Origin of the sequence: Streptomyces sp. NPDC032198, from assembly GCF_040636975.1 — a bacterium.
Lineage (GTDB): Bacteria > Actinomycetota > Actinomycetes > Streptomycetales > Streptomycetaceae > Streptomyces.
Map to the genome: position 1 here is coordinate 120,825 of NZ_JBEZVL010000005.1, position 22,305 is coordinate 143,129.

A 22,305-nucleotide genomic window follows, 5' to 3' on the forward strand; every position below is an offset into this window, starting at 1 on the left:
TCGGGGCGTGGGGGTGCTGGGGCGCTGGGGTGCGGGGGCGTTGTCAGTGGGTGGGTGCACGATGGGTGGATGGCACAGAGGGATCGGCAGAGGGACGCTGCAGGGGTGAAGAGGGCTCGGCGGCCCGAGGTGCGGTTGCCCGCGCTGCGGGAGTTCGGGGAGTCGGGGCTCGGCGGGGGTGAGCTGGAGCCCGACGGGGATTACGACGGGGTGGAGTTCAAGGGGCTTGATCTCGCTGGGCAGGACGGTGGGGGAGCGCTGTTCCTGGACTGCGCGGTGACGGACTGCGGGGTGACGGAGACCCGGCTGAGCCGGGCACGGTTCGTGGACTCCGTGCTGACGGAGCTGCGGGGCGTCGGCACCGAGCTGGTGGAGGCTTCGCTGCGGGACGTGGAGGTGGTGGACGCGCGGCTGGGGGGTGTTCAGCTGCACGGGAGCGTGCTGGAGCGGGTGGTCGTGCGGGGCGGGAAGATCGACTATCTGAACCTGCGGAAGGCGCGGTTGAAGGACGTCGTCTTCGAGGGGTGCGTGCTGGTGGAGCCGGACTTCGGGCAGGCGGCGCTCGAGCGGGTGGAGTTCGTGGGCTGCGTGCTGAAGGGGGCGGATTTCAGTGGGGTCCGCATGAAGGACGTCGACCTGCGGGGGGCTGCGGAGGTGGACATTCTTCGGGGGATCGAGTGCTTGGCGGGGGCGGTGATCAGTGCGGGGCAGCTGATGGATCTGGCGCCGGCGTTCGCTGCGCAGGTGGGGGTACGGGTGGACTAGCGTCCGGCTTTGGTGGGGGTGCGGGGGCGGCCCCCCCCGGAGGGTCAGGTGCGGGGGAACTTGGACTGGAGGGTCCAGATTGTGGGGTTTTCGGATAGGGGCTCGTGGAGGTCCGTGAGGTCTGCCAGGACGTCCTGGAGAAAGTCCCGTGCCTCGCGGCGCAGCTCCGCGTGGGAGAACGTCAGCGGAGGCTCGTCCTCCCGCATCCAGTCCGCCTCGATGTCCACCCACCCGAAGCGGCGGGTGAACAGCATGCGGTCCGTCGACTCCGTGAAGTCGAGCTCGGCGTACTGGGGGCGAGAGGCACGGCTGCCCCGCGGGTCCTGGTCCAGCTGCTCCACGATGTCGCACAGCGCCCAGGCGAAGTCCAGTACGGGAACCCATCCCCAGGCTGTGGACAGTTCCCGGTCCGCCTTCGTGTCCGCGAGATACACGTCCCCGCAGAACAGGTCGTGCCGCAGCGCGTGGACGTCAGCGCGGCGGTAGTCGAACTGCACGGGGTCGGGAAAGCGGTGGGAGAGGGCGTAGCCGATGTCGAGCACGTAGGAGATGGTGTCACGGCGAGCGGAAGGGGTGCGTCACGGCAGCAGACGCTGCTCCTTGGCCACCGCCACCGCTCCCGCCCGCGTGTCGACCCCGAGCTTGTCGTAGATCCTGCCCAGGTGCGTCTTCACCGTGGCCTCGCTGATGAACAGCGCGCGGGCGATGTCGCGGTTCCCGAGGCCCTGGGAGAGCTGCGCGAGGATGTCGAGCTCGCGGTCGGTGAGCGTGGGCAGCGGCTTGCGCATGCGGGCCATCACGCGGGACGCGACCGGCGGGGAGAGCGTGGTGCGGCCCTGCGCGGCGGCGTGGATCGCGGCGAAGAGCTCCTCGGGGCGCTCGGCCTTCAGGAGGTAGCCCGTCGCCCCCGCCTCGATGGCGCGGGTGATGTCGGCGTCCGTGTCGTACGTCGTCAGGACCAGGATGTGGGGCGCCGGATCGGCGGACGCCGTGATGCGGCGGGTCGCCTCCACCCCGTCCATCCCCTCGCCCAGCTGCAGGTCCATCAGGACCACGTCCGGCGCCAGCTTCGCGGCGAGCGCGATCGCCTCCTCGCCGGTGCCCGCCTCCCCGGCCACCTCGATGTCCGGCGCGCTGCCCAGCAGGGCCAGCAGTCCGGCCCGTACGACGATGTGGTCGTCGCAGACCAGGAGGCGGACCGAGGGGGATGAGGCCGTCATGAGGTCTCCTGGGGGGACGGGGGAGTTTGTTGGGGGGAGAGGGGGGTCGCGACCGAGAGGACCGTGCCCTCTCCCGGTGCCGACTCGATCGTCAGTGTGCCGCCGAGCTGCCGCACGCGGGCGCGGATCGCGGGCAGCCCGTGCCCCCGCCGGTCGGACGCGGGCGGTTGGTCGGTGGGTGTGAAGCCGCGGCCGTCGTCCGCGATGTCGAGTACCACCTGGTCGTCCAGGTGCGTGAGCGTCAGTGCCGCCGTCGTCGCGTCGGCGTGCTCCGTCACGTTGGCGAGCGCGCCCTGGGCGATGCGCAGGAGCGCGGACTGCGTCCGGTCGGGGAGCGGCGCGGGCGTGCCCTCGGAGTGGAAGCGGACTGTGAGGCCCGTGTCCTGCGCGGTGCGCGCGGCCAGGGTGCGCAGCGCCTCGTCCAGGCCGCCGCCGTCGGCGAGGTCGGCGGGGGCCAGGTCGTGCACGAACCGGCGGGCCTCGGTGAGGCCGAGTTCAGTGATCGACTCGGCGGTACGGACGTGGGCGCGGGCCTTGGCCGGGTCCGTGTCCCAGACGCGGTCGGCGGCCTGGAGCAGCATCTGCTGGCTGGACAGGCCCTGCGCGAGGGTGTCGTGGATCTCCATGGAGATGCGCTGGCGCTCGGCGAGGGTGCCCTCGCGGCGCTCGGTGGCGGCCAGTTCGCGGCGGGTGCGGATCAAGTCGTCGATCAGTTCGCGCTGGCGGACCGCCTGCCGCCGCATGTGGGCGAAGACCGCCGTCGCGATCGCCGAGACGGCGGGTGGCGCGAGGAGCGAGTCCGGGTCGTAGCGGCCCGCGAGCCGCAGTTGTGACGCTATGACGCAGCCCGTCAGGACGGCCACCAGGACCAGGGCCGGGCGCGGTGGCAGGGTCCGCAGGCCGGTGAAGAAGAGCGGCACCGCGCACCACGCGAAGCTCGGCGCGAGGATGACGAGGACCAGCCAGACCCCGACGACCAGGGCCAGCCAGGTGAGGCGGCGGGGGTTGGGGCGGGCCCCTGGCGGTACGAGGCCGGGCGAGTAGCCGGAGGGGTAGCCGGGTGAGTGGGGCGCGGAACGTTTTGCCTGCAGGAACGCGGTGAGGGGCGGCAGGGCGTAGAGCACGGCCAGGACCACCGAGAGCGCGATGATCCACGGGACGCGTTCGCCGCCGGGGTGGCGCAGCAGGAAGCGGGCCAGTGACGCGCCCAGGAGCAGGTAGAACGCCGCGTGCATCACCGTGGCGAGCCAGCGGGCGTCGGGGTCCGGCATCCGGAGGTCGGGGCCCGGCGTGCGCTGTCCCGCCGAGGCGCGCTGTCCCACCGGGGTGCTCTGTCCCACCGGGGCGCCTCCCTCTCCTGGTGTCATGTCGTGCTGCCGTCTCGCAGTGCTGTTGTGCGGGCGCTGAACTGGGCAAACAACCTCATTGTGGCCCGGTGGGGCCACGGTGGGGTCAACCGATCGGTTGACCCTCGTGTCGTCCGAGTCGCGCGCCGCTCCCAGCCGGTACGCCGAGGGGTGCGGGCCGTCAGCGGCCGGAGGATTGGTGACAGGGAGGACAACCTCCCCGATCGCCCCGATCCCCTCTTCTTCCGAGCCCCACCTTCACCTTGAGGAGCACCCCGTGCAGAAGCTCTCCCGCCGTACCCGCGTCCTGACCATCGCCGCGACCGCTGCCGTCCTCGGCGCCGGTACCTTCGGTGCCGTCTCCGCGAGCGCCGAGTCCCCGGCCGCCGCCCCCAAGGCCGCCGTCGCCGCCGACGCGGCCAACAAGAACCTCACGCAGTCGACGCACCTGAACGTCGCCGCCGCGACCAAGGCCGCCCAGGCCACCCTCGACGCCGCGAAGAAGGAGAACCAGCGCGTCTCCGTCGCCGTCGTCGACCGCAACGGCAACACCATCGTCGAGCTGCGTGGCGACGGTGCCGGCCCGCAGTCCCCCGAGTCCGCCGTCAAGAAGGCGTACACCGCCGTCTCCTGGAACGCGCCGACCTCCGAGCTGACCAAGCGCCTGGAGCAGGCCCCGAACCTGAAGGACATCCCCGGCACCCTGTTCCTCGCGGGCGGCGCGCCGGTCACCGCCAAGGACGCGCCCATCGCGGGCATCGGTGTCGCGGGCGCCCCCAGCGGCGACCTGGACGAGAAGTTCGCGAAGGCGGGCGTCGCGGCGCTCGGCCGCTGAAGCCGCTGAAGCCGCTGAGTCAGTCAATGGATCAGTGGGCCGGCGAATCGCTGAGCCGCCGGGCCGCTGAATCACCGATCCGCCGAAGTCACCTGATCTCATGATGCCGAGGCTGTTCCCGGTCCGTACGACCACGTGGAGGACGAACATGACGAGGACCCCCGAGGACCTGCGGCTGCTCGACGCCGCACGGTCCGGGAACGCCGGCGACGTGAGAGCCGCTCTCGACGCGGGAGCCCGCGTCGAGGCCAGGGACAACGAACTGCGCACCCCTCTGCTGCTCGCCGTACTCGGCGACCACGTCGAGGCCGCACGGATCCTGGTGGCCGCGGGCGCCGACGTCGACGCCCAGGACCACCGCGCCGACAGCCCCTGGCTGGTCACCGGCGTGACCGGCAGCGTCGCCATGCTGCACGTCCTGCTTCCCGCCGGGCCCGACCTGAAGCTTCGCAACCGCTTCGGCGGGATCTCCGTGATCCCCGCTTCGGAGCGCGGGCACGTCGCGTACGTACGGGAAGTCCTGCGCGTCACCGGCATCGACGTCGACCACGTCAACGACCTGGGCTGGACCGCCCTATTGGAGGCCGTGATCCTCGGCGACGGCGGTCTCGCGCACCAGGAGATCGTGGAGCTGCTGCTCGCCGCGGGCGCGACGCCCGGCCTCGCCGACCGGGACGGCGTCACCCCCCTCGCGCACGCCGAGCGCCGCGGCTTCGACGCGATCGCCGGGCTGCTGCGAGGCGCCGCATGAACGCGGCACGGACGGCACGCGCGGCACGGACGGCACGCGCACCCCGGGCGATACGCACCTCCCGGGTCGCGCTCTCCGCGGGCACCGCTCTCCTGGCCGCCGCGCTCCTCGCGGGCTGCGGCACCGGGGACGGAACCGGGAACGCCACCGAAGACGGCGCCGAGCCCTCCCGCGCCGCCCCCGCCTCCGCCACCCTCCCCGCCGATCACCGCACCCCCGAAGGCACCCTCCTGGTGGCCGACTTCGGGGCGGACACCGTCACGTTCGTCGACCCCGAGCGCGGGCCCATCGAGTCCGTGAAGGTCGGCAAGGCCCCCTACGGCCTGGTCGTGGGGGAGGACGGCCGTGCCTGGGTCGCCACCGCCGACGCCGTGGCGGTCGTCGACACCCGCACCCGCGAGCGCGTCGACCGCATCCCGTACGAGACCGACAGCGGCCCCGCGACGACCGGCGAGTACCGCGGCGGCGGCATGGGCATCGCCCTCTCCCCGGACGGCGAGCGCGCCTACGTGGGCGTCAACGTCCCGGACGGCAAGGGGACCCTGGAGGTCATCGACACCGAGAAGCGCCAGGTCACGGACACCGTTCCGGTGGGCCGGCGACCCTTCGACGTGGACGTGTCGAAGGACGGCGGCGAGATCTACGCGACCGACCACGACTCCTTCGACGTGACGGTCGTACGCGCCGACTCGCTCAAGCCCCGGCGCATCGAGGTCGCCCCTTACGGCACCGAAGGCGGCCTCGGCTCCTGGCTGAAGCCGCACTACGCCGCCGTACGTCCCTCGGACGGCAAGCTCCTGCTGCCCTTCGAGGGCGAGAAGCTCGTCGTGCTCGACCCGCGCACCGGTGAGTCCGACATCGAGCCGATGACGGCCAACACCCATCAGCACGGGGCGCAGGTCACGGACGACGGCACGCTGTTCGCCGTCGGTACGGGGCCCATCGACCCCTCGGAGGACGAGGGGCCCTCGCTGACCATGCGTACCAAGGACGGCAAGGAGAAGGTCTTCCCGCTGGAGGGCCCGCACGAGGACGTCGCGGTCTCCGGGGACGGCGGCACCGCCTACGTCACCGGCGGCTTCACCCGCGACGGATTCTGGAACGGCATCACCGTCATCGACCTGAAGAGCGGCGACACCCGCCGACTCGCGGCCGGGGAGCGCCCGTTGGGCATCGCCGTCCTGTAGACACCGGGATCCGGCAGGGTGCTCCGGCCGATGTGCCCCGGAAGCCGCGATGGCCTCACCGAACATATGCCGCATAAGATCCAGGCGTGCACCCACGATCCATGGCGCTGCGCGGCACATCGGCCGCCGCCCTCACCGCCCTCGTCCTCACCGCCTGCAGCGGCTCCGGAGTGCACGGCACGCCCGGGGCCGACGGCGTGCGTGACCCGTACTTCTCCCAGCTGGGAAACGGCGGTTACGACGTCGCGCACTACGACCTGACCCTCGGGTACGACCCCGACGCGCGGCACCTCACCGCCACGGCCGAGGTCACCGCGCGCGCTACCCAGGACCTCAGCGCCTTCAACCTCGACCTCAAGGGTCTGGAGGTGAAGGGCGTGACCGTCGAGGGGAAGGACGCCTCCTTCCACCGCGACGGGCAGGAGCTGACGGTCCGGCCCGCGGACGACCTCGACAAGGGCGAGACGTTCCGCACGATCGTCCGCTACTCGGGCAACCCCGAGACCATCACCGACGCGGACGACTCCGAGGAAGGGTGGCTGCGCACGGAGGAGGGCGCCCTCGCGCTGGGCGAGCCGACCGGCTCGATGGCGTGGTTCCCCGGCAACAACCACCCCTCGGACAAGGCCTCGTACGACATACGGATCACCGTTCCCCAGGGCCTGAAGGCCATCTCCAACGGGGAGTTGACCCGCGAGTCGACCAAGAACGGCCGCACCACCTTCGCCTGGCACAGCGCGGAGCCGATGGCGAGCTATCTCGCCACGGTCGCGATCGGGCCGTTCAAGGTGACGAAGTCGACGACGAAGTCCGGCATCCCGGTGCTCACGGCGGTGCAGCCGTCGGAGGTCAAGGGCAGTGCCAAGGCGCTCAAGCGGATCCCCGAGATCCTGGAGTGGCAGGAGCTGAACTTCGGCCCCTACCCCTTCTCGTCGGCCGGCGCGATCGTCGGCGGCGAGGAGGACGCGGGGTACGCCCTGGAGACCCAGACCCGCCCCACCTACCCGGGCGCGCCCAGCACCGAACTCGTCGTCCACGAGCTGGCCCACCAGTGGTTCGGCAACTCCGTGACGCCCAGGTCCTGGCGGGACATGTGGCTCAACGAGGGCTTCGCGACGTACGCCGAGTGGCTCTGGGAGGAGGACCACGACGGCGACAGCGTGCAGGAGGTCTTCGACCAGATCTACGCGGGCGACTACTTCGAGGACAAGGAGGACAACGACGCGGTCTGGGCCTTCCCGCCCGCGAAGCCGCCGTCCGCCGCGACCATCTCGGACAGCCCGGTGTACGAGCGGGGCGGCATGGTCATCCACAAGATCCGCCAGGCGGTGGGCGACGACACCTTCTACGACATCGTGCAGGGCTGGACGAAGGCCCACCGGCACGGCAACGCGGACACCGAGGACTTCACGCGGTATGTGGAGAAGCACGCGGGCAGTGACGCGGCGAGGAAGAAGGTCCGGGCGATCTGGGGGCCGTGGCTGTACGGGGACGGAAAGCCGAAGCGCCCGTAGTCCCTCACTGCTGGGCGTCACGCACGCGGCAGCGGCTTACGGAGCACCGCGCACGGGCGGTCCGCCCGGAGGTCGCGGCGCTGGTCGATGACCTCGTAGCCGAGCGCGCTCCAGAAGGCGAGCCCCGCGTCGTTCCCTTCGAGGACCGCGAGCCGCACCCCGTCGCGCCCGGCCGCCCGGAAGCGCTCCTCGATGCGGGCGGCGAACTCCCGCCCGTGGCCGCCGCGTTGCTGCCGGGCGTCCACCATGAGCAGGCCGATCCACGGGTCGGGGTCGGCCGGGTCCGGGTGGCGGTCCAGTGTGATGCCGATCCCGACGACGCGTCCCTCGGACCGGGCGACGAGCACCTCCGCCCCCGGCTCGGCGAGCTCGTCCGCGAGCGCGGCGGCGACCTGCTCGGGGCGGATGTCGTCGGGGTCGGGGAAGTCCCCGGAGAGCGCGTGGAACGTGCGGTTCGACGCGTACAGGGCGGTGAGCTCGGTGAGCAGCTCGCCGGGGAGCGCGCTGTCCTCCGCGGGGGTGAGCGGTTCGAGGATCATGCGGCGCAGGCTAGTGCAGCTCAGCCCGGGTTCTTCAACGATTTGAAGGCGCGGGTCCGGTCCACGATCGCCCGCTCCGTGGGGAGGCGTTCGATCGACGACGCCCCGAAGAAGCCGACGATGCCCGTGGTGCGGGACAGGACGTGCGCCGCGTCCTCCGGTTCGGCGATGGGGCCGCCGTGGCACAGGACGAGGATGTCGGGGTTCACGCGCTTGGCCGCGTCGTGCATCTCCTGGACCGCCGTCGCCGCCTGGTCCAGGGTCAGGGCCGTGCCCGCGCCGATCGCGCCCTTCGTCGTCAGGCCCACGTGGGGGACCAGGACGTCCGCCCCGGCCCGCGCCATGTCGGCCGCCTGGTCGGGGTCGAAGACGTACGGGGTCGTCAGGAGGTCGCGGGCGTGGGCCTCGCGGATCATGTCGACCTCCAGGCCGTACCCCATGCCGGTCTCTTCGAGGTTGGTGCGGAACGTGCCGTCGTACAGGCCGACCGTCGGGAAGTTCTGTACGCCGGTGAAACCCATCCCCTTCAGCTCGTCGAGGAAGCGGCCCATGTCCCGGAACGGGTCCGTGCCGCACACCCCGGCGAGGACCGGGGTGTCCCTGACGACCGGCAGCACCTCCCTGGCCATGTCCACCACGATCGCGTTCGCGTCGCCGTACGGAAGCAGCCCGGCGAGGGAGCCGCGGCCCGCCATCCGGTAGCGGCCGGAGTTGTAGATGATCAGGAGGTCGACGCCGCCCTGCTCCGCGCACTTGGCGGAGAGGCCCGTGCCCGCGCCCGCCCCGATGACCGGATTGCCGCTCGCCACCTGGGCGTTGAGGCGGGCCAGTGCTTCCTTGCGGGTGATCTGCGTCTTCATGGGGTGCTCCTTGCGCGAGCGAGTCGGGGGTGTGTGTCAGGGGGTCTGCCGGAGCGTGCGTGCGCTGATCAGTTCGTCCAGGCGGTCCGCCATCGCCACCGCGAACTCCGCGTCGTTGATGTGCGCGTCCAGTTCATGCAGTCGTACGCCGCTGCCCCGCACTGTCGTCCGCAGCGCGTCCAGGCAGGCAGCGTCCGCCGCCCCGTCCTCGAACGGGCCGCCCTCCACGTCCACCGCGGACACCCCGCGCAGCGGCCAGAAGAACTCGGCGGGGCCGCGCGCGGCGGCGAGGCGGTGGCCGAGGGTGGTGCCGAGTGCGGCCATCTCCTCGGCCGTCGTGCGCATCAGGGTGACCGTGGGGTTGTGGACGAGGAGCGTGCGGTCCGCGAAGCGGGGCGGGACCGTCGCCGCCGGGCCGAAGTTGACCATGTCCAGGGCGCCGGGGGCGACCACCTGCGGGATGCCCGCGCGGCCCGCCGCGGTGAGGCGCTCGGGGCCCGCCGAGAGGACACCGCCGACCAGCTCGTCGGCCAGTTCGGTGGTCGTCAGGTCCAGTACGCCGTCCAGGAGGCCGTCGGACGCCAGTTTCTCCACCGCACGGCCGCCCGCGCCCGTGGCGTGGAAGACCAGCACCTCGTAGCCGAGGGCGTCGAGGCGGGCGCGGGCCGCGTCGATCGCGGGTGTCGTCACGCCGAACATGGTCGCGGCGACCACCTTGCGGCCACGGCCCGCCAGTTCGTCGTGGTTGCGCTCGAAGCGGCGTGCCATGCCCGCGGCTGCCGCCGCCGCGTTCCCGAGGACCTGCCGGGAGACCGCGTTGATGCCGGAGATGTCCACGACGCTGTACATCAGGGTGATGTCGCTGCTGCCCACGTACGGCGACACGTCGCCGCCCGCCATCGTGCTCACGAGCAGCTTCGGCACCCCGATCGGCAGCGCGCGCATCGCCTGCGCGGCGATCGACGAGCCGCCGCTGCCCCCGGCGGCGAGCACCGCGTGCACTTTCCCCTGCCGGTGCAGGTCCAGCACCACCTCGGTCACGCCGTCCGCCATCGCCGCCACGGCCGCGCCCCGCTCGCCCGTACCGCGCAGCTTCGCCAGGTCGTGCCCGGCCGCGCGGGCCACGGCGTCGGCCGGCACGTCGGGGGTGGGCGCCGTATCGGGCGGGGGCAGTATGCCGGTGTCGATGAGCAGGGTGTCGCTGCCGTACTCCCTGAGCCGCTCGCGCAGCCAGGCGTACTCCGTGCCCTTGGTGTCGAGCGTCCCGACCAGCACCACGGTCGCCATGGCCCTCACACTCCCTCAAGTGGTGGGTGGTGCCGCCGATCCTGCTGCCGCCGCCGCGCGGAAGCAACGACCCGTGGGGCCGGACACGACGAGGCCCCCGGCGGAGATTCCGCCGGGGGCCCTCGTGAACTGGCCTGCCAACTGGCCTAGGAACCTCAGACGTTGACGCCGAAGTCCTGCGCGATGCCGACGAGGCCCGAGGCGTAGCCCTGGCCGACCGCGCGGAACTTCCACTCCGCGCCGCTGCGGTACAGCTCGCCGAAGACCATGGCGGTCTCGGTGGCGGCGTCCTCGCTCAGGTCATAGCGGGCGATCTCGGTGCCACCGGCCTGGTTGATGATGCGGATGAAGGCGTTCCGCACCTGGCCGAAGTTCTGCGAGCGGTTCTCGGCGTCGTAGATCGAGACCGGGAAGACGATCTTGTCGATGTCGGCCGGGAGGCCGGCCAGGTTGACGTTGATCTGCTCGTCGTCGCCCTCGCCCTGGCCCGTGACGTTGTCACCGGTGTGCACGATGGTCTGGTCCGGCGTCGCCTTGTTGTTGAAGAAGACGAAGTGGCCGTCCGAGAAGACCTTGCCCTGCGGGTTCACCGCGATGGCCGAGGCGTCCAGGTCGAAGTCGGTGCCGGTGGTGGTGCGGACGTCCCAGCCGAGGCCCACGGTGACGGCGGTCAGGCCCGGAGCCTCCTTGGTGAGCGAGACGTTGCCACCCTTGGACAGGCTTACTGCCATTGTTGGGAGTCCCTTCCCTCGTTGCGTACGAACGGGCTTCGTACTGTGGACGAAGCTACCGTCACCTCTATGAACGTCGACCGGGGTCCCAGAGGTTCCAGCTCCTTTTACTTTCTTTACTCACCTCTCCCGCCCCTCCCGCCCCTCGTGCCGTAAATGCGGGTGACGTGGACCGGACAGACGCGGGACCATGGGACCCATGTCCGGTCCCTATGTCATCCGCGGCTCCGTCTCCCTGCCCGAGGCCGAGCTCATGTGGCGCTTCTCGAGGTCCTCCGGGCCGGGCGGTCAGCACGTCAACACCAGCGATTCGCAGGTGGAGCTGAGGTTCGACCTGGCCGGCACCGAGGCGCTGCCCCCGGTGTGGAAGGAGCGCGCCCTGGAGCGGCTCGCGAACCGCCTCGTCGGCGGCGTCGTCAGCGTCCGGGCCTCCGAGCACCGTTCCCAGTGGCGCAACCGCGAGATGGCGGCCACCCGCCTCGCCGCGCTGCTCGCCGAGGCCACCGCACCGCCGCCGCGCCCCCGCCGCGCCACGAAGATCCCCCGGGGGATCAACGAGCGGCGGCTGCGCGAGAAGAAGCAGCGCAGCCAGACCAAGCGTGGCCGCGCGGGCGAGGGCTGGGGCTGAGCCCCGCTGTCACGTCCAGGGGCCGAGCCCCGCTGTCACGTCCAGGGGCCGAGCCCCGGCCGCCGTATCGGCCGGCGGGCAAACGTGCGGCAGCAAATGTCGTTCAACGCAAAACCATCAGCCGAGCTGCCGGTACGTCCCCTTGAAATACATCAGCGGGCCCCCGTCGGCGCTCGGCAGGGCAGCCGAAAGTACTCGCCCGATGACGAGGGTGTGATCACCCGCTGTCACCGTCTGTTCGGTCCGGCACTCCAGTGTCGAGAGCGCGCCGCCGATCAGCGGAGCCCCGGACGTCTCTCCCCGGACATAGGGAATGTCCTCGAAGAGCAGCCGGTCGCTGATCCTGCCCTTCATCGCGAACCGGCCCGCGATGTGGCGCTGGCTCTCGGAGAGCACCGAGACGCCCCACAGCGGCTGTTCGGCGAGCAAATCGTCCATCCGGGAGCCCTCGCGCAGGCTGACCAGCACAAGAGGCGGGTCGAGGGACACGGAAAGGAAGGCCGTCGCGGTCATGCCGACGTCCTCGCCGACCGGTGCCTGCGGATCGTTCGCGTCCAGCGACGGCTCGCAGGCGGTCACCAGGACCACGCCCGCGGCGAGCCGGGACATGGCGGTGCGGAACTCTTCGTTGCTCACCCCCACAGGATGCCCGTCCGGGGGCGGGGCGCCGGGGGAGGGGGAGCGCGGGGCGGCGGGAGTCGCGAAAGCGCTGCCGGGAGATGTCTTCTGTACGGGAACCACAGGGGTGACGCTAGCCTCGCCGCTCGGGCCGCCACATCGGGCCCTGGGCCGAGACCGGGCCTAGGACCGATGGCCGATGTGGCCCGCGGCGCCCTCGCGGGGCCCGTTTCGGGCAAGTGGACTGGACCAACGAAGGCTTCCCATCTGTGACTTGAGTCACAGGACCCATATTTTGTTGACCCTGTGTACCGGGTGAGCTGCTCGCTGTGATTCAGTGACGGTGGCAATCAGACACTGAGAGAACTCAGGTACTGAGAGAACACAAGGGCGCTGCGAATCCTGGAGTTGCTGTCGAGGTCTCGGGGAGAGCGAGCAATGGAGACCGAGTCGGAGCCGTACGTCCGTCTTGCGACCCTGCGGCAGCTGCATCAGGTGGTGGCGGATCTCAACACGGCCCGGAGCCTGGCGGACACGCTGCAGACCGTCGCCGACGGCGTGGTCAACGGCCTTGGCTATGAACTGGCGTGCGTCAATCTCGTGCGCCCGGACGGCGATCTCGTGGTCGCCGCCTTCGCGGGCAACACCGCCGCCGAGGCCCTCATCACCGGCCGGGTCGGCTCCCGCGAGGCCTGGGAGAAGCGTCTCTCCATGGGCGAGCCCTGGGGCGCCCTGAGGTTCATCTCGTACACCGAGGGCTGGGTCCTGGACGAGGACGACGTCCCGCAGTGGTACACCGACGGCCCCGAGCCCCGCTTCGAGGACGAGTGGCACCCGGCGGACCGCCTCTTCGCCCCGATGTACGCGACGGGCGCGGCCGGCGGCGAGCTGCTCGGCGTGATCTCCGTGGACCGCCCCCGCAACGGCCGCAGGCCCGGCGCCTGGGGCCGCGAGGCCCTGCAGATGTACGCCTTCCAGGCCGCCATCGCGATCAGCAACGCACGCCTGCGCGCCAATATGCAGCGCGCCCTGGTCCGCCTGGAGCGCGAGCAGCAGGCGCTGCGGGCCAGCGAGGAATCCTTCCGCCAGGCCTTCGAGTACGCGCCATCCGGCATGGCCATCGCCGAGATGGGCGGCGACCAGCACGGCCGCATCCTGCGCACGAACGACGCGCTGTGCCGCCTCCTTGGGCGCCCCGCCTCGGCGATGCGCCGTTATTCGTTCTCCGATCTGGTCCACCCCGAGGACATCGGCACGCTCCTGCGGACCTCCGCCGAGGGCGGCCGGGCCGAGCTGCGCCTCGCGCGGCGCGACAGCACGTACGTCTGGGTCTCCCTGCGCAACTCCGTCGTCGCCGACGCCGCCGACGGGCCGCGCTTCCTCCTCACCCACGTCGAGGACATAGAGGAGCGCAAGCGCCGCGAGCTCCAGCTCGCCCACCGCGCCTCGCACGACTCCCTCACCGGCCTGCCGAACTCCGCCGAGCTGCGCTCCCGCCTCAGCGCCCGGCTCTGTCGCAGGCCGCACGCGGGCCAGCCGAGCGCGGTGGACTCGCTGGACGCGGCGTACGACGGCGTGTACGACGCGGACGGCCAGCACAGCTTCGACTACGGCTCGAACAACGCGCACGCCCTCCAGCAGGGCGCCGACGGCTTCGACCACCACGTGCACACGGTCGCGCCGCCGGAGGGCCACGGGGACACGGACGACGGCACCAAGGGCCTGGCAGTCCTCTTCTGCGACCTCGACGGCTTCAAGTCGATCAACGACCGCTTCGGGCACCACACGGGTGACGCGGTTCTCATCGAGGTGGCGAGGCGGCTGACCAGCGGCGTCCGCGACGGGGACACCGTCGCGCGGCTCGGCGGCGACGAATTCGTCGTCCTCGCCGACGGGCTGTGCCGCGCCGACGCGCAGGACCTCGCGGTCCGCCTGCGCAACGCGATCATCCCGCCGATCCGGGTGGACGGCCGGGCGGTCCGGGTAGGTGCCAGTTTCGGTATTGGCTGGGCGCACTGCGGGATGTCGGCAGACGAGGTCTTGCACTCCGCTGACCAGCGGATGTACGTGGAGAAGCGGTCCCGTGCCAAGCAGCACAGGCGGGCCGGATGAGGCGAACGCCACCCCTTGGGCCCACCCGGAGCGGGTAGGCTCCCCCGGTCAGCGACATGAGGGAGTGACCAGGGAATGACGCCCGGCAATAACGGCGAACACACGCCGAACCCGCCGGAGGGCGACGACGATCCGTTCGGCTATCTCTACGAAGACGGACAGGCGGCCGGCGCCACCCCGCCCAGCGGCGGGGGCGGCTACGGGTACCCGGGTCCACGCTCCTCGTACAACCACGTGCGTGCGGTCGGCGACCGCCGGCCCAACACCTACGGCACACAGGCCGCGCCCACGTACGGCCAGCAGGTGCCCCCGCAGCAGCAGGCCTACGGCCAGCCGAACGCGCACTACGCCGCCCCGGAGACCCAGCCCGGCGGAGCCCCCGCCCCGCAGTACACCCCGGCATCCAGAGGCTCCGGCGGCCGCGGCGGCGGCCCCAACACAAAGGGCCTGCTGATCGCCGCGATCGCGGTCGTCGCGGTGGTCGCCATCGGGATCACGGCCGCGATGCTGTCCGGCGACGGTGACGACGGCGAGAAGAAGGAAGCAGGCTCCGGCGCCACCCAGGGCGAGACGGTCAAGCCGAGCGAGAAGCCGACGAAGAAGCCCCAGAAGCCGGCCGAGCTCCCGAAGACGGACGCCAAGGCGCTCAAGCTGGAGGGCGGCACGACCACGGCTTCGGACATAGACGGCGCGAAGGCCGAGGGCGGTGTCTACGTCTCCGGGTTCGACAAGGTCGGGGCCCAGGTGACGTGGACTGTCAACGGCATTCCCAAGGGCGGCTCGTACAGCCTCCACGTGAACTACGGCGTCCCCGGCAAGGACTCGAACGCCACCATCCTGGTGAACGGCAAGAAGCAGACCCGTCCCCTGAACATGAAGAACTTCGCCCACGCGGACGAAGGGGACTGGGAGAAGGGCTGGACCGACACCTGGTCGGTGGTCCAGCTCACCAAGGGCACCAACTCGATCACCCTCACCTGCGCCCAGAGTGACCTGTGCGGGACGACCGGGGCGAACATCGACAAGATGTGGCTCGTGGAGGGCAGCAACGGCTGACCCCTCCACGCTCGCCCGGGGCTGCTACTCCTGGGGCTGCTTCAACAGCCCCAGAAACCCCGCCACCGTCCCGGCCATCGCCTCGCGAGCCGGGGCGAGGTATTTCCGGGGGTCGACGCCCGTCTCGTGGGCGGCGAGGTATTCACGGACCGCTCCCGTGAACGCCGTGTTCAGGGCCGTGCCTACGTTGATCTTGACCATGCCGGATGCCACCGCTGCCCGGATCTCCGCGTCCGGTACGCCACTTGAGCCGTGCAGGACGAGCGGCACGGGGACCGCTGTCTTCAGGGCCGCTATCAACGCGTGGTCCAGGGATGCCGTGCGGGACGTCATCGCGTGGGAGGAGCCGACCGCCACGGCGAGGGCGTCGACGCCCGTGTCGGCCACGTAGGCCGCCGCCTCCGCGGGGTCCGTCCGGACGCCCGGCGCGTGCGCGTCCAGTGGGGCCTCGCCCTCCTTGCCGCCCACCTTGCCCAGCTCGGCCTCGATCCAGATGCCCCGCTCGTGGCCCCAGCGCACCGCGTCCGCGGTCGCCTTGACGTTCTCGTCGTACGTCATCTTCGACGCGTCGAACATCACCGAGCTGAAGCCCTCGGGGTGCGCGGCCCGCAGGAGTTCGGGGTCCATGACGTGGTCCAGGTGCAGCGAGAGCGGGGCCGACGAGGTGCGGGCCACCGCTGCCGCCGCCGCCGCGATCGCGGAGAGGTCGCCGCCGTGGAACTTCACGGCGTTCTCGGAGATCTGGAGGATCGCGGGGGAGCCCGCCTGCTCCGCGCCCGCGGCGATCGCCTCCGCGTGCTCCAGCGTGATCACGTTGAACGCGGCGACGCCGCGCCCCGCCGCGCGCGCGTCGGATACCAGGTCGCCGGTCGATACGAGTGGCACGATGAATGTCCCCAATTCCTGGGCCGGCACGGCCCGTTGTGCGTCGCCCGCGCGGTGACGCGTGGTCTCACGCCGCGGTGGCCTCCCCGGTCACCGCGACCCGCGCGAGCAGGTCTTCGTACGTCGAGGGCACGAACTCGCCCGCCACCGGGGCCGCCACGGTCGCCGCGGACAGCGCCACGGCCCGTGCGAGCCGCTGGGGCCACGGGAGTTCCTCCACCAGGGCGGAGAGCAGGCCCGCCACCGCCGAGTCACCGGCTCCCGTCGGGTTGCCGTGCACGCGGGTGGGCGGGGCCGCCCGCCAGATGCCCTCAGGGGTGACGGCACGCAGTCCCTCGGCGCCCAGGGACGCCACCACCGCGTGCGCGCCCCTGCGGCGGGCGTCCCGGGCCGCCTGGGCGGGCTCGTGGGAGCCGGTCAGCTCGGCCAGTTCGTCGGCGTTCGGCTTGACGATGTCGGGGCGGGCGGCGACGCCGCGCCGCAGCGCCTCCCCGCTGGTGTCCAGGAGGACGGGGACCTTGGCGGCGCGCGCGGCGCGTACGAGCGTCGCGTACGCGCCGACCGGGACGCCCGGCGGCAGGCTTCCGCACAGGGCGACCGCCGCGGCGCCCTCGCGCAGCAACTCCTCGTACGACTCCTGGAAGGCGGCCCATTCGGCGGGCGAGACCGTCGGGCCCGGTTCGTTCAGCTGGGTGGTGTCGCCGGTCGCCGCGTCGACGACGGCGAGCGTGCGGCGGGTGGCGCCCTCGACGGGCACGAGCGCGTCCGTGACGCGGGGCTCGGGCGCGAGGCGCTCACGCAGGACGCGGCCCGTGTCGCCGCCCGCGAAGCCGGTCACCGTCACGTCGTGGCCGAGGGCCGCGAGGACGCGGGCGACGTTCAGGCCCTTGCCGCCGGGCCGTTCGATGACCTCGGTGACGCGGTGCGAGGCGTGCGGGACGAGGGCGGGGACCCGGTAGGTGATGTCCAGGGCGGCGTTCAGCGTCACCGTGAGGATCACGTGGCACCCACCCCCGAGCTCTCTGGAGAACGCGTTTGTCGTCGGTCTCTTTCGGGGCTGATCATGCCAAAGAGAAGGCGGTTGGCCCAGAGGTCCGGGCCAACCGCCTTCTCTTTGTTGCCTTTTCAACGGGTGGTGAAATCACCCGAGTTGCGCCTAATTGGGCGCAATCACCCATTCGCCCTTGCGCATGACGCCCACCAGGGCGAACTCCGCGTCCAGGACCACCAGGTCGGCATCCTTGCCGGGCTCCAGCGAACCGACCCGGTCGTACATCCCGAGCAGCCTGGCCGGGTTGGCGGAGATGGCGCGCACCACGTCGCCTACCGGCAGCCCGTCGACCGTCACCGAGCGCTTGAACGCGCGGTCCAGGGTGAGGGTCGAGCCCGCGATCGAACCGCCCTCGACGAGGCGCGCGACGCTGTCCTTCACCTCGACCTCCAGCGGGCCGAGCATGTACCGGCCGTCGCCGAAGCCCGCCGCGTCCATCGCGTCCGTGATGAGCGCGGTGCGGGCGGCGCCCGCGTGGTGGAAGGCCAGCTCGAACGCGGCGGGGTGCAGATGCGTCCCGTCGTTGATCAGCTCGACCGTGATCCGCTCGTCCTCCAGGAGGGCGGCGATCGGCCCGGGCTCGCGGTGCCCGAGGCCGGGCATCGCGTTGTAGAGGTGCGTCGCGACGGTGGCGCCCGCGTCGATGGCCTCCTGCGTCTGCTCGTACGTCGCGTCCGTGTGGCCGATGGCCGCGATCACGCCGTGCTCGGCGAGGAGCCGTACGGAGTCGAGGCCGCCCGGCATCTCGGTGGCGAGCGTGAACATCTTCGCCTGGCCGCGGGCCGCGTCCATCAGCTTGCGGACGTCGGCGGGGTCGGGGTCGCGCAGCAGCGCCTCGCTGTGCGCGCCCTTGCGGCACGGCGAGATGAAGGGCCCCTCGAAGTGGATGCCCGCGATGTCGCCCTGCTCGGCCAGCTCGGAGAGCACCCCGGCGCGCTGGGCGAGGAAGTCCATCTCGCCGGTGACGGTGGAGGCGACGACGGTGGTCGTGCCGTGCAGGCGGTGCGTGTGGACGCCCTTGAGTACGTCCTCGACGGTGCCGGAGGTGAAGGACGCGCCGCCGCCGCCGTGATTGTGGATGTCCACGAAGCCGGGGACCACCCAGTGGCCGGGGTCGAGGTCGACGGTCTCGGCGTCGCCGGGAGGGCTCCCGGCGATGCGCGTGCCGTCGACGATCACTCGGCCGTCGGAAACGGTCCCGGTGGGCAGGACCACCTGGGCACCGGCGAGGATTTTGCTAGTGGCCATCAGGCGGTTACCTCCGGGGGATGGGTGGGGTCGGGGTCGGGGTCGTTCGGGGACTCGGGTCCGTCGAGGAGATCCCAGGCGAGCAGGCCCGCGCCCAGGCAGCCCGCGGTGTCCCCGAGGGCCGCCGGGACGATGAGGGGCTGGGTCTGGAACGTGACGATGCGTTCCGTCATGGCCGCCCGCAGGGGTGTGAACAAGGTTTCCCCGGCCTCGGCGAGACCGCCACCGATGATCAGAGTGTGCGGGTCCAGGAGGGTGAGGGCCGTGATGAGGCCGTCCGCGAGCGCGTCGACGGCGTTCTGCCAGACCTGCTGTGCCCGCGGGTCGCCCGACTCCACGGCCTTGGCGCAGTCCGCGGCGTCCGCCTCCGGGTCGCCGCTGGCCGCCGCCCAGGCCTCGCTCACCGCGGACGCGGAGGCGAGCCGTTCCAGGCAGCCGCGCTGGCCGCAGCCGCAGAGTGGGCCGCCGGGGCGCACGATGATGTGCCCGATCTCGCCCGCCGAGCCGTGGGCGCCGGGCTCGATGCCGCCGCCGATGCCGATGGCTCCCGCGATGCCCGTGCCCAGGGGCACGAAGAGGAACCGGTCGGCGCCCTTGCCCGCGCCGATCCGTCCCTCCGCGAGGCCGCCGGTGCGGACGTCGTGGCCCAGGGCCACGGGTACGCCTTCCAGCCTGCGGCTGAGGAGGTCGCGCATGGGGACGTCGCGCCAGCCGAGGTTCGAGGCGTAGACCGCTGTGCCGTGCTCGGTGTCGACGATTCCCGGGATCGCGACGCCGGCCGCGGCGGCGGGTTCTCCGAGCTCCTTGATCCCGTGGGCGCGGAGGTCGGCGGCGAAGCCGAGGATCGACTCGACCACGGCGTCGGGTCCGCGCTCCCTGCCGGTGGCCCGCCGTGCCTCGTGGAGGAGCGTGCCGTCCGCTCCGACCAGGGCGGCCTTCATTCCGGTGCCGCCCACATCGAGGGCGATGACATGTCTCACGGGGGACAGTCTCGCGCGTCCCCCGCGAGAGGTCTAGTCCACTCCGGGTGTTTGCCCCAGGCCAAAGGTCCCCTTTCGGGGTGGGGTGCCCCTTGTGTCGCGCCGGCTCCAACCTCACAGGCCCACCGCTTCGCGGCGGATGTTTCCCACCCGCCCACCCGATTACCCCGGGGTGAATCGGGTGGACGAACGGGACGCCTTCGCTGAGCGACTGCCGGTGACGGCCTCGCAGGCCCGCCGCTCGCGGCGGATGTTTCCCACCCGCCTCCGGAGCACCCCGGGGCAATCGGGTGGGTGGGTGGGAGGATCCGCCGCGAAGCGGTGGGTCAGGGCGTGGCGTTGAGCGTCGGACCAGTACGCGGCATCCAGAGGCCCCGCCCCGCGCAGCCGGTTAGTTCAGGATGACGCTTCGCGTCAGGTTGCGGGGGCGGTCCGGGTCGTAGCCGCGGGATTCTGCCAGGGCCACCGCGAGGCGCTGGGCGCGGATCAGGTCCGCGAGGGGGTCCGTGTCCTCGTGGGCGACCAGCTCGCCGCCCACCCGGGCGACATCACCGGCAAGACCCTCCGGAAGTACGCCGAACATCCACGCCACCCGGCCCGGGCCGGTGATGGAGATGGGCCCGTGGCGGTACTCCATCGCCGGGTACGACTCCGTCCAGGCGCCCGCAGCCTCCCGCATCTTCAGCGCGGCTTCGAGGGCCAGGCCGTACGTCCAGCCCCGGCCCAGGAACGTCCACTGCTCCGCGGCCACCACCGTGGCCGGCAGCGGCTCCGTCACCGCGACCTCCGCGTCGGCCGCCGCCTCGGCGACCGGCTTCACGCCGGGGATGTCGCCGAGCCCGGCCCGCAGGAAGGCGAGCGCGGTCGTGGCGAAGCGGGTCTGGACGACCGACTTCTCGTCCGCCCAGTCCAGGACCGCCACCGAGTCCGCCGCGTCCATCACCGGAGTCTTCGGGTCGGCGGTCAGGGCCGTGGTCGGGACGACGCCCTTCAGCTCGCCGAGGAGTTCGAGGACCTCCGTCGTCGTGCCGGAGCGGGTGATGGCGACCACCCGGTCGTACTTCCGGCCCGCGGGGAACTCCGACGACGCGAACGCGTCCGTCTCGCCCTGCCCCGCCGCCTCCCGCAGCGCCGCGTACGCGATGGCCATGAACCACGACGTCCCGCATCCGGTGACGGCCACCCGCTCGCCCGGCTTCGGCAGTCCGTCGAAGGTGGCGGCGGCCTCGGCCGCCCGGTGCCAGCAGGCGGGCTGGGTTGCGATCTCTGCTGCGGTGAGCGACATGCGTCAAGGCTCCTTGCCGGTGGGACGTCATTGGTACGCCGTTGCACAAGCGATACTGAGGTGGTGTAGACCTCGTGTCCATACGCGAGGGAAAATCGCAGTTCACGTAGATCATCGAGGGTGGGAACAGCTGTGCAGCGGCGCGCGACAGGACTGACCGCGGCGATAGCCGCACTGGGCATGGCGGCGGTACTCGCCGGCTGCGGCGGTCCGGGCGACTCCGGCGACGTCACCCTCAAGCTGGTGGCCGCCGACTACGGGGACTCCAAGGCCAACAGCTCCCAGAAGTACTGGGACAGGCTCGCCAAGAAGTTCGAGGCCGCGAACCCCGGCATCAAGGTCGACGTCAGCGTCTACTCGTGGACCGACGTGGACCGCAAGGTCAAGGAAATGGTCAAGGCGGGCGACGCCCCCGACATGGCCCAGATCGGCGCGTACGCCGACTACGCCGCGGCCGACAAGCTGTACCGCACCGAGGACCTCGTCTCCATCTCCACCCAGGCCGACTTCATGGCCCCGCTCTCCGAGGCGGGCGAGGTCAAGCGCGTCCAGTACGGCATGCCGTTCGCCTCCTCCACGCGCCTGCTCTTCTACAACCAGAAGATCTTCAAGGACGCCGGCCTCACCCCGCCGCAGAGCTGGAGCGACCTCGCGGCCGACGCCAAGGCCCTCAAGGCGCGCGGCGTGAAGATCCCCTACGCCCTGCCGCTCGGCACGGAAGAGGCGCAGGCCGAGACGATGCAGTGGCTGCTCAGCGGTGGCGGCGGCTACACCGACAACGTCGGCACGTACGACATCGACTCCGCGCAGAACGTGAAGACCTTCACCTGGCTGAAGGACGAGCTCGTCGGCAAGGGCCTGACGGGCGCCACACCCCCCGCCAAGCTCGACCGCGCCGAGGCCTTCGCCGCCTTCACGCGCGGCGACGTGGGCATGCTTAACGGCCACCCCACGCTGATGCAGATGGCCGCGAAGAAGGGCGTGAAGTACGGCATGGTGCCGATGCCCGGGGTGAACGGCCACACCCAGGCCACGATGGGCGTCGCCGACTGGATGATGGCGTTCAAGCAGCGCGGCAACCGCGAGGAGATCGGCAAGTTCCTCGACTTCGCCTACAGCACGAAGAACGTCCTGGACTTCTCGCGCGAGTACGACCTGCTGCCGGTGACGAACTCCGCCGCCGAGCAGATGACGGGCAACAAGAACGACAAGGCGCTCGCCGAGTTCCTCGACGAGCTGCCCACCTCGCAGCTGTACCCGGTCGGCAAGACGTCCTGGGCGCAGGTCTCCGTCCAGGTCAAGAAGTACATCGGCAAGGCCGTGGACACGAACGGCAATCCGGCGTCGATCCTCAGCCAGATCCAGGCCAAGGCGGTCACCGAGGAGAACTCGGAATAGCGTGGCCGG

At 71.6% G+C, this 22,305-nt stretch carries 22 protein-coding genes; 9 read left to right on the plus strand and 13 right to left on the minus strand.

Annotated features, from left to right (window positions below; translation table 11 throughout):
* Positions 1 to 69 precede the first annotated feature (69 nt).
* Positions 70 to 765 carry a pentapeptide repeat-containing protein gene (locus tag AB0E78_RS14600; protein ID WP_361832022.1) on the plus strand — a complete coding sequence of 232 codons (696 nt, stop codon included), beginning with the start codon at positions 70 to 72 and terminating at the stop codon, positions 763 to 765.
* A gap of 44 nt (positions 766 to 809) precedes the next feature.
* Here AB0E78_RS14600 and AB0E78_RS14605 read toward each other — a convergent pair whose 3' ends face one another.
* From AB0E78_RS14605 to AB0E78_RS14615, 3 genes are read right to left on the minus strand one after another with little or no spacing between them, the layout of a single operon-like run.
* A complete protein-coding gene (locus tag AB0E78_RS14605; protein ID WP_361832024.1) occupies positions 810 to 1,307 on the minus strand; it encodes a hypothetical protein in 498 nt (165 codons plus the stop codon).
* A gap of 36 nt (positions 1,308 to 1,343) precedes the next feature.
* Positions 1,344 to 1,985, minus strand: a complete 642-nt coding sequence (locus AB0E78_RS14610) for a response regulator transcription factor (protein WP_361832026.1) — start codon at positions 1,983 to 1,985, stop codon at positions 1,344 to 1,346.
* Positions 1,982 to 3,256 (minus strand): sensor histidine kinase, encoded by a 1,275-nt coding sequence (locus AB0E78_RS14615; RefSeq protein ID WP_361832778.1) that lies wholly within the window; start codon positions 3,254 to 3,256, stop codon positions 1,982 to 1,984. Before AB0E78_RS14615 ends, AB0E78_RS14610 begins: the two co-directional genes overlap by 4 nt.
* Before the next feature lie 352 nt (positions 3,257 to 3,608).
* On the opposite strand from AB0E78_RS14615, the gene AB0E78_RS14620 reads away from it, so the two are divergent.
* The 4 genes from AB0E78_RS14620 (at position 3,609) to AB0E78_RS14635 (ending at position 7,618) form a co-directional block, all read left to right on the plus strand.
* Positions 3,609 to 4,166, plus strand: a complete 558-nt coding sequence (locus AB0E78_RS14620; RefSeq protein WP_361832028.1) for a heme-binding protein — start codon at positions 3,609 to 3,611, stop codon at positions 4,164 to 4,166.
* Positions 4,167 to 4,314: 148 nt separating this feature from the next.
* Positions 4,315 to 4,917 carry an ankyrin repeat domain-containing protein gene (locus tag AB0E78_RS14625; RefSeq protein ID WP_361832030.1) on the plus strand — a complete coding sequence of 201 codons (603 nt, stop codon included), beginning with the start codon at positions 4,315 to 4,317 and terminating at the stop codon, positions 4,915 to 4,917.
* Complete coding sequence (locus tag AB0E78_RS14630) at positions 4,914 to 6,104, plus strand: hypothetical protein (RefSeq protein WP_361832032.1); 1,191 nt, start codon at positions 4,914 to 4,916, stop codon at positions 6,102 to 6,104. The genes AB0E78_RS14625 and AB0E78_RS14630 overlap by 4 nt, the downstream gene beginning before the upstream one ends.
* A gap of 101 nt (positions 6,105 to 6,205) precedes the next feature.
* Positions 6,206 to 7,618 carry a M1 family metallopeptidase gene (locus tag AB0E78_RS14635; protein ID WP_361832780.1) on the plus strand — a complete coding sequence of 471 codons (1,413 nt, stop codon included), beginning with the start codon at positions 6,206 to 6,208 and terminating at the stop codon, positions 7,616 to 7,618.
* 17 nt (positions 7,619 to 7,635) lie between these two features.
* Here the strand turns inward: AB0E78_RS14635 and AB0E78_RS14640 are convergent, their stop codons facing one another.
* From AB0E78_RS14640 to AB0E78_RS14655, 4 genes are all read right to left on the minus strand, one after another.
* Entirely contained in the window at positions 7,636 to 8,157 is a 522-nt protein-coding gene (locus AB0E78_RS14640; protein ID WP_361832034.1) for a GNAT family N-acetyltransferase, read from the minus strand.
* 20 nt (positions 8,158 to 8,177) lie between these two features.
* Positions 8,178 to 9,017 (minus strand): phosphoenolpyruvate hydrolase family protein, encoded by an 840-nt coding sequence (locus AB0E78_RS14645; protein WP_361832036.1) that lies wholly within the window; start codon positions 9,015 to 9,017, stop codon positions 8,178 to 8,180.
* A 36-nt stretch (positions 9,018 to 9,053) separates the two neighbouring features.
* Positions 9,054 to 10,304, minus strand: a complete 1,251-nt coding sequence (locus AB0E78_RS14650) for a Tm-1-like ATP-binding domain-containing protein (protein ID WP_361832038.1) — start codon at positions 10,302 to 10,304, stop codon at positions 9,054 to 9,056.
* A gap of 155 nt (positions 10,305 to 10,459) precedes the next feature.
* Positions 10,460 to 11,035, minus strand: a complete 576-nt coding sequence (locus AB0E78_RS14655; RefSeq protein ID WP_361832040.1) for a TerD family protein — start codon at positions 11,033 to 11,035, stop codon at positions 10,460 to 10,462.
* Between the two features lie 190 nt (positions 11,036 to 11,225).
* Here AB0E78_RS14655 and arfB point away from each other — a divergent pair, with 190 nt between their 5' ends.
* Positions 11,226 to 11,663, plus strand: coding sequence for an alternative ribosome rescue aminoacyl-tRNA hydrolase ArfB (gene arfB, locus AB0E78_RS14660; protein ID WP_361832042.1), 438 nt, complete (start codon positions 11,226 to 11,228; stop codon positions 11,661 to 11,663).
* 117 nt (positions 11,664 to 11,780) lie between these two features.
* Here arfB and AB0E78_RS14665 read toward each other — a convergent pair whose 3' ends face one another.
* On the minus strand, positions 11,781 to 12,305 hold the full coding sequence (locus AB0E78_RS14665; RefSeq protein WP_361832782.1) for a flavin reductase family protein: 525 nt from the start codon (positions 12,303 to 12,305) through the stop codon (positions 11,781 to 11,783).
* A 414-nt stretch (positions 12,306 to 12,719) separates the two neighbouring features.
* Here AB0E78_RS14665 and cdgB point away from each other — a divergent pair, with 414 nt between their 5' ends.
* Together cdgB and AB0E78_RS14675 are read left to right on the plus strand one after the other, a co-directional pair.
* Positions 12,720 to 14,393, plus strand: coding sequence for a diguanylate cyclase CdgB (cdgB, locus tag AB0E78_RS14670; protein ID WP_361832044.1), 1,674 nt, complete (start codon positions 12,720 to 12,722; stop codon positions 14,391 to 14,393).
* Between the two features lie 75 nt (positions 14,394 to 14,468).
* Positions 14,469 to 15,449 carry a carbohydrate-binding protein gene (locus AB0E78_RS14675; protein WP_361832046.1) on the plus strand — a complete coding sequence of 327 codons (981 nt, stop codon included), beginning with the start codon at positions 14,469 to 14,471 and terminating at the stop codon, positions 15,447 to 15,449.
* A gap of 24 nt (positions 15,450 to 15,473) precedes the next feature.
* Here AB0E78_RS14675 and AB0E78_RS14680 read toward each other — a convergent pair whose 3' ends face one another.
* The 5 genes from AB0E78_RS14680 to AB0E78_RS14700 form a co-directional block, all read right to left on the minus strand.
* A complete protein-coding gene (locus tag AB0E78_RS14680) occupies positions 15,474 to 16,334 on the minus strand; it encodes a class II fructose-bisphosphate aldolase (protein ID WP_361832048.1) in 861 nt (286 codons plus the stop codon).
* Positions 16,335 to 16,401: 67 nt separating this feature from the next.
* A complete protein-coding gene (locus AB0E78_RS14685; protein ID WP_361832049.1) occupies positions 16,402 to 17,334 on the minus strand; it encodes a 1-phosphofructokinase family hexose kinase in 933 nt (310 codons plus the stop codon).
* Between the two features lie 156 nt (positions 17,335 to 17,490).
* Positions 17,491 to 18,633, minus strand: coding sequence for an N-acetylglucosamine-6-phosphate deacetylase (gene nagA / locus AB0E78_RS14690; protein WP_361832051.1), 1,143 nt, complete (start codon positions 18,631 to 18,633; stop codon positions 17,491 to 17,493).
* Positions 18,633 to 19,613, minus strand: coding sequence for an ROK family protein (locus AB0E78_RS14695; protein ID WP_361832052.1), 981 nt, complete (start codon positions 19,611 to 19,613; stop codon positions 18,633 to 18,635). Before AB0E78_RS14695 ends, nagA begins: the two co-directional genes overlap by 1 nt.
* Positions 19,614 to 20,004: 391 nt before the next feature.
* On the minus strand, positions 20,005 to 20,898 hold the full coding sequence (locus tag AB0E78_RS14700) for a sugar isomerase (protein ID WP_361832054.1): 894 nt from the start codon (positions 20,896 to 20,898) through the stop codon (positions 20,005 to 20,007).
* A 180-nt stretch (positions 20,899 to 21,078) separates the two neighbouring features.
* Here AB0E78_RS14700 and AB0E78_RS14705 point away from each other — a divergent pair, with 180 nt between their 5' ends.
* Positions 21,079 to 22,296, plus strand: coding sequence for an extracellular solute-binding protein (locus tag AB0E78_RS14705; protein WP_361832784.1), 1,218 nt, complete (start codon positions 21,079 to 21,081; stop codon positions 22,294 to 22,296).
* Positions 22,297 to 22,305 lie beyond the last annotated feature (9 nt).